At 72.4% G+C, this 9,361-nt stretch carries 8 protein-coding genes and 1 pseudogene; 6 read left to right on the top strand and 3 right to left on the bottom strand.

The window, feature by feature from the left end:
- The 6 genes and pseudogenes from dacB to folE form a co-directional block, all read left to right on the top strand.
- Nucleotides 1–1,319 (top strand): annotated as a pseudogene (dacB, locus tag IE249_RS28475) (D-alanyl-D-alanine carboxypeptidase/D-alanyl-D-alanine endopeptidase); the annotation flags it as partial.
- A 122-nt stretch (nt 1,320–1,441) separates the two neighbouring features.
- Nucleotides 1,442–2,575, top strand: coding sequence for an Rv3626c family coenzyme F420 biosynthesis-associated protein (locus tag IE249_RS28470; protein WP_189709275.1), 1,134 nt, complete (start codon nt 1,442–1,444; stop codon nt 2,573–2,575).
- A gap of 589 nt (nt 2,576–3,164) precedes the next feature.
- On the top strand, nt 3,165–4,199 hold the full coding sequence (tilS, locus tag IE249_RS28465) for a tRNA lysidine(34) synthetase TilS (protein WP_373304474.1): 1,035 nt from the start codon (nt 3,165–3,167) through the stop codon (nt 4,197–4,199).
- A 95-nt stretch (nt 4,200–4,294) separates the two neighbouring features.
- Complete coding sequence (gene hpt, locus IE249_RS28460) at nt 4,295–4,834, top strand: hypoxanthine phosphoribosyltransferase (RefSeq protein WP_189709374.1); 540 nt, start codon at nt 4,295–4,297, stop codon at nt 4,832–4,834.
- A gap of 185 nt (nt 4,835–5,019) precedes the next feature.
- Nucleotides 5,020–7,059, top strand: coding sequence for an ATP-dependent zinc metalloprotease FtsH (gene ftsH / locus IE249_RS28455; RefSeq protein ID WP_189709273.1), 2,040 nt, complete (start codon nt 5,020–5,022; stop codon nt 7,057–7,059).
- A 118-nt stretch (nt 7,060–7,177) separates the two neighbouring features.
- Nucleotides 7,178–7,783, top strand: coding sequence for a GTP cyclohydrolase I FolE (gene folE / locus IE249_RS28450; protein ID WP_189709271.1), 606 nt, complete (start codon nt 7,178–7,180; stop codon nt 7,781–7,783).
- Between the two features lie 36 nt (nt 7,784–7,819).
- On the opposite strand, the gene IE249_RS28445 is transcribed toward folE, so the two are convergent.
- The 3 genes from IE249_RS28445 to folB are packed head-to-tail and all read right to left on the bottom strand — an operon-like array spanning nt 7,820 to nt 9,329.
- On the bottom strand, nt 7,820–8,308 hold the full coding sequence (locus IE249_RS28445; protein ID WP_189709269.1) for a DUF3180 domain-containing protein: 489 nt from the start codon (nt 8,306–8,308) through the stop codon (nt 7,820–7,822).
- 53 nt (nt 8,309–8,361) lie between these two features.
- Nucleotides 8,362–8,973, bottom strand: a complete 612-nt coding sequence (gene folK / locus IE249_RS28440; RefSeq protein WP_189709267.1) for a 2-amino-4-hydroxy-6-hydroxymethyldihydropteridine diphosphokinase — start codon at nt 8,971–8,973, stop codon at nt 8,362–8,364.
- Nucleotides 8,970–9,329 (bottom strand): dihydroneopterin aldolase, encoded by a 360-nt coding sequence (folB, locus tag IE249_RS28435; protein ID WP_189709265.1) that lies wholly within the window; start codon nt 9,327–9,329, stop codon nt 8,970–8,972. Before folB ends, folK begins: the two co-directional genes overlap by 4 nt.
- Nucleotides 9,330–9,361: the final 32 nt, after the last annotated feature.

The following is a 9,361-nucleotide window of genomic DNA, read 5'->3' as shown; positions in this document are numbered from 1 at the left end:
ACGCGGGTGGCACAGATCACGGCCGCCGGTCCGGTACGTCCCGTACGTCCGGCACATCCGACACGTCCGCGGGCGGGCCGCGGCCCGCGCCCAGCGCCGTGCCGGTCCTCGTGGGGCTCGGCGAGGGCGGGAACCAGGTGAAGTCGGCGTCCGGCGGGCGCGCCCTGGCAAGCTTGCTCGACCCGCTGCTCGCGGACCCCGCGCTCGGCACCCGCCACTCCGCCGCGGTCGTCGACGTCGCCACCGGCGAGCGGCTCTACGGCCGGGGCGCCGACGACGCGCTCACCCCCGCCTCCACCACCAAGATCGCCACCGCCGTCGCCGCCCTGTCCGCCCTGGGCGCCGACCACCGCCTCACCACCCGCGCCGCCCTGGAGCCCGACACCGGCGAGGTGATCCTGGTCGGCGGCGGCGACCCCACCCTCACCGCGCGGAAGGACGCCCACGGCTGGGCGAGTCTGCGCACCCTCGCCGACGCCACGGCCGCCGCCCTCACCAAGCGCGGCCTGCACGAGGTGACGCTGTCCTACGACACCACCCTGTTCGCCGGTCCCGAGCTGCACCCCATCGGCGTCAACGAGAACCTGGCCCCCGTCAGCGCCCTCATGGCCGACGAGGCCCGCACCGACGGCTCGACCAGTGGCCCGGCCCCCCGCACGGGCGAACCGGCGGCCGACGCGGCCCGCGTCTTCGGCCGTCTGCTCTCCGCCCACGGCATCCGCGTGAGCGCCCCCGGCCCCTCCAAGGCGACCGGCCGCGCGGAGACCCTCGCGAGCGTCGCCTCGCCCCCGCTGTCCGACCTGGTCGAGCGCATGCTCACCAACAGCGACAACGACATCGCCGAGGCGCTCGCCCGGCAGACGGCCGCCGCGACCGGCGGCCGCGCGGACTTCGCCGGCGGCGCCGACGCGATCGCCGCCCAGCTCGGAAAGCTCGGCCTGCCGATCACCGGCGCCTCCTTCCACGACGGCAGCGGGCTGAACCGCGCCGACCGGCTCACCGCCGGCCTGCTCACCGCCCTGCTCCTCAAGGCCGCCGACCCGGCCCACCCCGAACTCCGCCCGGTCCTCACGGGCCTGCCCGTCGCCGGCTTCACCGGCACCCTCGCCGGCCGCTACGCCTCCGACGACGCGGCCGGCGTCGTACGGGCCAAGACGGGCACCCTGACCGGCGTCAACGCCCTGGCCGGCACGGCCGTCGACCAGGACGGCCACCTCCTGGCGTTCGCCTTCCTGGCCGAGGGCACCACCTCACCGGACACGGCCCAGTCGGCCCTCGACCGGACGGCGACGACCCTCGCGTCCTGCGGCTGCGGGTAGCGGACGGGGGCCGTGGCCGGCACCGGGCACCCGCCGGCTCCGGGCGCGGGAGGGGACAAAGGCCGCCACCGGGGCATCTCCACGGCCTGCCCCAAGCGGCGGCGCTCACGTACCGTTGACGCATGACGAGCATCGGTGGTGCTGCTTCTTCCGGGATGGTCGACTGGAATCTCGCGGTCGCGACCGCGACCCGGCTCGTGCGGCCGGGCCCCGAGGTGAGCCGGGACGAGGCCCGGGCCGTCGTCGCGGAACTGCGCCGGCACGCCAAGGCCTCGGAGGAACACGTCCGCGGTTTCACCCGTCTGGGTACCGAGGAGACCCACGACACCCCCGTCCTCGTGGTCGACCGGCCGGGCTGGGTGCGGGCCAACGTCGCCGGGTTCCGGGAGATCCTCAAGCCCCTGCTCGACAAGATGCACGAGCGGCGCAGCGGCACCGCGGGCGGCGCGGTCCTCGGCGCCGTCGGCGGCAAGGTCACCGGCGTGGAACTGGGCATGCTGCTGTCCTTCCTCGCCTCCCGGGTCCTCGGCCAGTACGAGACCTTCGCCCCGCCCACCCGCGAACTCCCGGCGGGCGAGAACGGCGCCGGCCGGCTGCTGCTCGTCGCCCCGAACATCGTCCACGTCGAGCGCGAACTCGACGTGCAGCCGCACGACTTCCGCCTGTGGGTGTGCCTGCACGAGGAGACCCACCGCACGCAGTTCACCGCCGTGCCCTGGCTGCGGGACCACCTCGAGGGCGAAATCCAGTCGTTCTTGGCGGAGACCGACGTGGACCCGATGGCCTTCCTGGAGCGCATCCGCGAGGCCGCCCAGTCCCTGGCCGGCGGACGGCCCGAGGGCGAGGAGGACGACGGCGGCCACTCCCTGGTCGAACTGGTGCAGTCCCCGGCCCAGCGCGAGATCCTCGGCCGGCTCACCGCCGTGATGTCCCTCCTGGAGGGCCACGCCGACTTCGTGATGGACGGGGTCGGCCCGGACGTGGTGCCGACCGTGGCCGAGATCCGCGAGAAGTTCCAGCAGCGCCGTGCGAAGGGAGCCTCCCGCCTGGACATGGCCCTGCGCAAGCTGCTCGGCCTGGACGCCAAGCTGCGCCAGTACCGCGACGGGGAGCGGTTCGTCCGCGCGGTCGTCGACCAGGTCGGCATGGACGGCTTCAACCGCGTGTGGACCTCGCCCAACACCCTGCCCACCAAGGCGGAGATCGCCAAACCGGCGGACTGGGTCGCACGGGTGCACCGCAAGGCCGAGTCGTGAACCGCGTGACGACGTCGTGAACCGAATCCGGCCGACGGCAGGCGAACGCCCCTTCAATCACCCGTCCGAGGGACCGTGGGCAATGCGTAGGCGTGCAATGCTCGGGGAACGCCCCGTTTCTGTCACCATCTACACACTCTGAGTGACCGAACCTCGGGCTCACCCCCGAATACTTCCGTGAAGGGAACCGGACATGGGTCCCCATCCTGCGGTCGCGGCGATACGCCTGGCGGTACGCCGCGTCCTCCACGACATCCTCGACGAGCAGACCCAGCACGGCGAGCCGTGCCGCCCCGGGCCCCGGGCCGCGGTGCGGACACCCCTGGGCGCCCGCACCACCGCCCGCGCGGGCCGGCCCCCGCGCGCCGAGCAGGCCTCCCCGGGCCGGCGCATCGCCCAGTTGCCCGGCCAGCCGCCGTACACCCCACAGCCCCCGGCCGTCACCCCGCCGCACCTTCCGCCCGCGCCCCCGGCGACGGACCCCGGTGGGACGGACCGGCCCGCGACGGACCCCGCCGCCACGGAGAGCCCCGCCCCCGAGCGGACGCCCCTGGACCGTGGTGCGCTCAGCCGGGACGCCCTCGACGCCCTGGAGGCGCTCGAGTCGCTCCGGGAGCCGCTGCGGGAGCCCCGGCGGCCGCAGGGCCGTCCCGAGGCCGCTGCGGGCGCCACGGCCCCGGCCACCGGCCCCGCCCCGCACGAGCGTCCGCCGACGCCGCTCGTGCTCGTGGCCTGCTCCGGCGGCGCCGACTCCATGGCGCTCGCCTCCGCGCTCGCCTTCGAGGCGCCCAAGCTCGGCATCCGCGCGGGCGCCGTCACCGTCGACCACGGCCTGCAGTCCGGCTCCGACCTGCGCGCCGACGAGGTCGCCCAGCGTCTTCGCGAACTCGGCCTCGACCCCGTCGAGTCCGTCGCCGTCACCGTGGGCCGCGACGGCGGCCCCGAAGCCGCCGCCCGCGACGCCCGCTACGCCGCCCTGGACGCCGCCGCCGAACGCCACGGCGCCGCCGCGATCCTCCTCGGCCACACCCGCGACGACCAGGCCGAGACCGTACTGCTCGGCCTCGCCCGCGGCTCCGGCATCCGCTCCCTGTCGGGAATGGCCGCGGTCTCGGGGGCCGGCGGCCGCTACCGCCGCCCCTTCCTGCACCTCGACCGCCAGACCGCCCGCAAGGCCTGCATGGTCCAGTCCCTGCCGGTCTGGGACGACCCGCACAACGCCGACCCCGCCTACACCCGCTCGCGGCTGCGCCACGAGGGACTGCCCGCCCTGGAGAAGGCCCTCGGCAAGGGCGTCGTGGAGGCCCTCGCCCGCACCGCCCAGCTCTCCCGCGACGACGCCGACGCGCTGGACGCCTGGGCCGGCCAGGCCGCCGCCTCCGTACGCGACGCCGCCGGCCGCCTGGAGTGCGCCAAGCTGCACGAGCTGCCGCCCGCCGTGCGCCGCCGCGTACTGCGCCGCGCCGCCATCGACGCCGGCGCCCCGGCCGGCTCCCTCTTCGCCCGCCACATCGAGGAAGTGGACCGCCTGATCACCGGCTGGCACGGCCAGGGAGCCATCAACCTCCCGGGCAAAGTCGTCGCACAGCGGCAGGGTGGCAGACTGGTGATTCGGCAAGGCTGAATCCGGAACCTCCCACCGGCCCGCTGGAGCGGGCGACGGAGCGCGCCGGACCGGCCGGTGGGACGACCGAAAGTGATGCGGTGGACGCGAAAGACATGGGTGCCGACCTCAAGCAGGTGCTCATCACCAAGGAAGAGATCGACGCCAAGCTCGCGGAGCTGGCCGCGAAGATCGACGCGGAGTACGCGGACAAGGACCTGCTCATCGTCGGCGTCCTCAAGGGCGCGGTGATGGTCATGGCCGACCTCGCCCGGGCGCTGTCCACCCCGCTGACCATGGACTGGATGGCCGTGTCGTCCTACGGCGCGGGCACCCAGTCCTCCGGCGTGGTGCGGATCCTCAAGGACCTCGACACCGACATCAAGGGCAGGCACGTCCTGATCGTCGAGGACATCATCGACTCCGGCCTGACCCTGTCCTGGCTGATCTCCAACCTCGGCTCGCGCGAGCCCGCCTCCCTGAAGGTGTGCACGCTGCTGCGCAAGCCCGAGGCCGCGAAGGTCGCCATCGACGTCGAGTGGGTCGGCTTCGACATCCCCAACGAGTTCGTCGTCGGCTACGGCCTGGACTACGCCGAGAAGTACCGCAACCTGCCGTTCGTCGGTACGCTCGCGCCCCACGTCTACGGCGGCTGAACCCCGAAGGGCCCCGGCCCGTACGGTGATCGGGAACCCCCGGGGCCCCGGAGCCGTTGGAGCATGCAGACGGGGACGCCGGCTCTCCCGTGCGGCTTCGAGCCACAATGCTGGGGTACCGTCAGAAGAACTGTCTTATCAAACTCACTATGGCAGGAGGGACGGGGCGGCACCGCTCCGTATGGATGGACGTGAAGCGATACTTCCGTGGGCCGGTCATGTGGATCGTGCTGGCCGTCCTTGCCGTGGTCGTGTTGATGCAGGTCGTCGGCTCGTCCGGCGGCTACAAGACGGTGGACACAGGCCAGGTCGTCGCAGCGATCAATGACAACAGGGTCCAGTCGGCCAAGCTGACCACAGGCGACGAGCAGACCATCAAGGTCGAGCTCAAGGACGGCCAGAAGGTCGACGGCAGCTCCAAGATCCAGGCGAGCTACATCGGCGACCAGGGCGTGACCATCGCCGGCACGCTGCAGACCAAGTACCAGGACAAGCAGATCCCGGACGGCTACACGGTCTCGCCGTCCAAGCAGAACCCCTTCGTCGGCGTGCTGCTCTCCCTGCTCCCCTTCGTCCTCATCGTGGTCGTCTTCCTGTTCCTGATGAACCAGATGCAGGGCGGCGGCTCCCGGGTCATGAACTTCGGCAAGTCCAAGGCCAAGCTCATCACCAAGGACACCCCGAAGACGACCTTCTCCGACGTCGCCGGCGCGGACGAGGCCGTCGAGGAGCTCCAGGAGATCAAGGAGTTCCTCCAGGAACCGGCCAAGTTCCAGGCCGTCGGCGCCAAGATCCCCAAGGGCGTGCTGCTCTACGGCCCGCCCGGCACCGGCAAGACCCTGCTCGCCCGCGCGGTGGCGGGCGAGGCCGGCGTGCCGTTCTACTCGATCTCCGGTTCCGACTTCGTCGAGATGTTCGTCGGTGTCGGCGCCTCCCGCGTCCGCGACCTGTTCGAGCAGGCCAAGGCGAACGCCCCGGCGATCGTCTTCGTCGACGAGATCGACGCGGTCGGCCGCCACCGCGGCGCCGGCCTCGGCGGCGGTCACGACGAGCGCGAGCAGACGCTGAACCAGCTGCTCGTCGAGATGGACGGCTTCGACGTCAAGGGCGGCGTGATCCTCATCGCCGCCACCAACCGGCCCGACATCCTCGACCCGGCCCTCCTGCGCCCGGGCCGCTTCGACCGCCAGATCGCGGTCGACCGCCCCGACATGCAGGGCCGGCTGGAGATCCTCAAGGTCCACCAGAAGGGCAAGCCGGTCGCGCCCGACGTCGACCTGTCCGCCGTCGCCCGCCGCACCCCCGGCTTCACCGGCGCCGATCTGTCCAACGTCCTGAACGAGGCCGCGCTCCTCACGGCCCGCAGCGACAAGAAGCTGATCGACAACAAGATGCTGGACGAGGCGATCGACCGCGTGGTCGCGGGCCCGCAGAAGCGGACCCGGATCATGTCGGACAAGGAGAAGAAGATCACCGCGTACCACGAGGGCGGCCACGCCCTGGTCGCGGCGGCCTCGCCGAACTCCGACCCGGTCCACAAGATCACGATCCTGTCGAGAGGCCGGGCCCTGGGCTACACCATGGTCCTGCCGGACGAGGACAAGTACTCGACCACGCGCAACGAGATGCTGGACCAGCTCGCCTACATGCTGGGCGGCCGCGCGGCCGAGGAGCTCGTCTTCCACGACCCGACCACGGGCGCGGCGAACGACATCGAGAAGGCCACCTCCACGGCCCGCGCGATGGTCACGCAGTACGGCATGACCGAGCGGCTCGGCGCCATCAAGTTCGGCGGCGACAACACCGAGCCGTTCCTCGGCCGTGAGATGGCTCACCAGCGCGACTACTCCGAAGAGGTCGCCGCGCTGGTGGACGAGGAAGTCAAGAAGCTCATCGAGAACGCGCACAACGAGGCCTGGGAGATCCTGGTCGAGAACCGCGACGTGCTCGACAACCTCGTCCTCGCGCTGCTGGAGAAGGAGACGCTCGGCAAGGAGGAGATCGCCGAGATCTTCGCCCCGATCGTCAAGCGCCCGCCCCGGCCCGCCTGGACCGGCTCCTCCCGCCGCACCCCGTCCACCCGGCCGCCGGTGCTCTCCCCGAAGGAGCTGGCCCTGACCAACGGCGCCAACGGCGCCACGGCCGCGATCAGCACCGTCAAGTCCACGGCCACCGAGCCCGCCCCGGCGACGGAGCAGGCCCCGGAGGACCGCCCGGACAACTGACACCGGCCCCACCGGACCCCACGGGCCCCGGAATGGATGCCGCGCCCCCCTGGTTCTAGCCTGGGGGGCGCGGCATTTCGCATGTCCGCTGCTGGGACACACAGGAACGAGGCTTCACATGACCGACCCCGTGACGCTGGACGGCGAGGGCACCATCGGCGACTTCGACGAGAAGCGCGCCGAGAACGCCGTACGCGAACTCCTGATCGCGGTCGGCGAGGACCCGGACCGCGAGGGCCTGCGAGACACCCCGTCACGCGTGGCGCGGGCGTACAAGGAGATATTCGCGGGCCTGTGGCAGCGGCCCGAGGACGTCCTGACGACCACGTTCGACCTCGGGCACGACGAGATGGTGCTCGTGAAGGACATCGAGGTGTACTCGACCTGTGAGCACCATCTGGTCCCGTTCCGCGGGGTCGCCCACGTCGGGTACATCCCGTCGGTCACCGGGAAGATCACCGGCCTGTCGAAGCTGGCCCGGCTGGTGGACGTCTACGCCCGCCGCCCGCAGGTGCAGGAGCGGATGACCACGCAGATCGCGGACTCGCTGATGGAGATCCTGGAGCCGCGCGGCGTGATCGTCGTGGTGGAGTGCGAGCACATGTGCATGTCGATGCGGGGCATCCGCAAGCCCGGCGCGAAGACCATCACCTCGGCGGTGCGCGGCCAGCTGCGGGACGCGGCGACCCGCAACGAGGCGATGAGCCTCATCATGGCGCACTGAGCGGGCGCCCGGCTGGGCGCCCGGCGGCCTGAAGCCCTACGCGACCGGTTCGGCGCCGGGGTGGTTCTGGTCCTCGTCGTCGGGGAGTCTGCAGACCCGTTCGAGGAAGAGGGCGGCCGCTATGACGGCGATGCCGGCGAGGACGGAGAGACCGGCGTAGATGGCCTGGTCGCGGCGGGCGGGGATGTCGAGGAGCTCCAGCAGGAAGACGCCCGTGCCGCCGTACATCCCGGCGACGAGGGCGGCCACCAGGGCGCTGGCCTGGCCGAAGACGACCGCGCGGGCGGCCATCAGGGGGTCGACGCCCTTGGCGCCGGGGCGGCGCTCGCGCTGGGCCCTCAGCCGGGCGCGCAGCGACAGGGCCGTGGCCGCGAGGACCGCGGCGATCAGGGCCAGGACGATGGGGGCGGCCAGGGGGACGCTGGGGAGTGTCCCCACCGAGTTCCACAGGCGGGCGGCCGCCCAGGACAGCACTCCGGCGACCACGAACACGCCGGCCAGCACCCTGATGCGCAGCTCTTTCACGGTGTCCCTTCAGCTCCCCCGGACCGGACCGTCTCTCGTCTTGACCTTAACGACTACTCGGGCAGCCGGAGTTCCAGGTCGCCGCGCGGGGCGACACCCTCGCGGGTGACGGCGGTCAGGAGATCGGCCACGGGACCGCGGCCCGGCAACTGGGCGCCCGGGTCCACGTCGTACCACGGCGCGAGGACGAACGCACGCTCGTGGGCTCGGGGGTGAGGGAGCGTCAGGCGCGGGTCGTCGGAGACCACCTCGGCGTACGCGACGATGTCGACGTCGAGGGTGCGCGGCCCCCAGCGCTCGTCGCGGACCCGCTGATAGGCCTCCTCGATGGCGTGCGCCCGCTCCAGGAGCGAGGACGGCGGCAGGGTCGTCTTCAGGACCACGACCGCGTTGAAGTACGACGGCTGGGAGCCGGGCTCGACGCCCCAGGGCTCCGTCTCGTAGACCGGGGAGACCGCTTTGACGCGGACGCCGGGGGTGTCCTCCAGCGCGTCGACGGCGCCCTGGAGGGTCTCCAGACGGTTGCCCAGGTTGGAGCCGATCGAGACGACGGCCCGCTTGGGGTTCTGCAGGGTGGTGTCGGCGGCGTCGACCTGCTCGACGACGGAGGCGGGCACCGGCTGGACGGTCGGGTCGCTGTGACCCACGGTGGTCGGTCGGGTCATACTCGGCTCCGGGTGATGGTGACGGTCACGTCGTCGAAGGGGACGGTGATGGGCGCGTCGGGCTTGTGCACGCAGACCTCGACCTCCCGCACCCCCTCGTGCTTCAGACAGGTCTGGGCGATGCGCTCGGCGAGCGTCTCGATGAGGTTCACCGGCTCGCCCTCCACCACGGCCACGACCTCCTCGGCCACGATGCCGTAGTGCACGGTCTTCGTCAGGTCGTCGTCGGCGGCGGCCGGCCGGGTGTCCAGGCCCAGGACGAGGTCCACGAGGAAGGTCTGGCCCTCCTCGCGCTCCTTGGGGAACACTCCGTGGTGCCCGCGGGCCCTCAGGCCGCGCAGCGCGACACGATCCACGCGAATCACTCCTGCAATCGTCGGCGGCGGCC

The organism is Streptomyces anandii JCM 4720, from assembly GCF_014650655.1.
GTDB classification, from domain to species: Bacteria; Actinomycetota; Actinomycetes; order Streptomycetales; family Streptomycetaceae; genus Streptomyces; species Streptomyces anandii.
The sequence above is the reverse complement of the archived record's forward strand: the minus strand, read 5'-3'. Positions and strand labels throughout refer to the sequence as shown.

Coding starts and splice junctions, on each gene's coding strand:
- IE249_RS28470 (WP_189709275.1), top strand. CDS start 1,442: ATGACGAGCATCGGTGGTGCTGCTTCTTCCGGGATGGTCGACTGGAAT.
- hpt (WP_189709374.1), top strand. CDS start 4,295: ATGGGTGCCGACCTCAAGCAGGTGCTCATCACCAAGGAAGAGATCGAC.
- ftsH (WP_189709273.1), top strand. CDS start 5,020: ATGGACGTGAAGCGATACTTCCGTGGGCCGGTCATGTGGATCGTGCTG.
- folE (WP_189709271.1), top strand. CDS start 7,178: ATGACCGACCCCGTGACGCTGGACGGCGAGGGCACCATCGGCGACTTC.
- folK (WP_189709267.1), bottom strand. CDS start 8,973: ATGACCCGACCGACCACCGTGGGTCACAGCGACCCGACCGTCCAGCCG.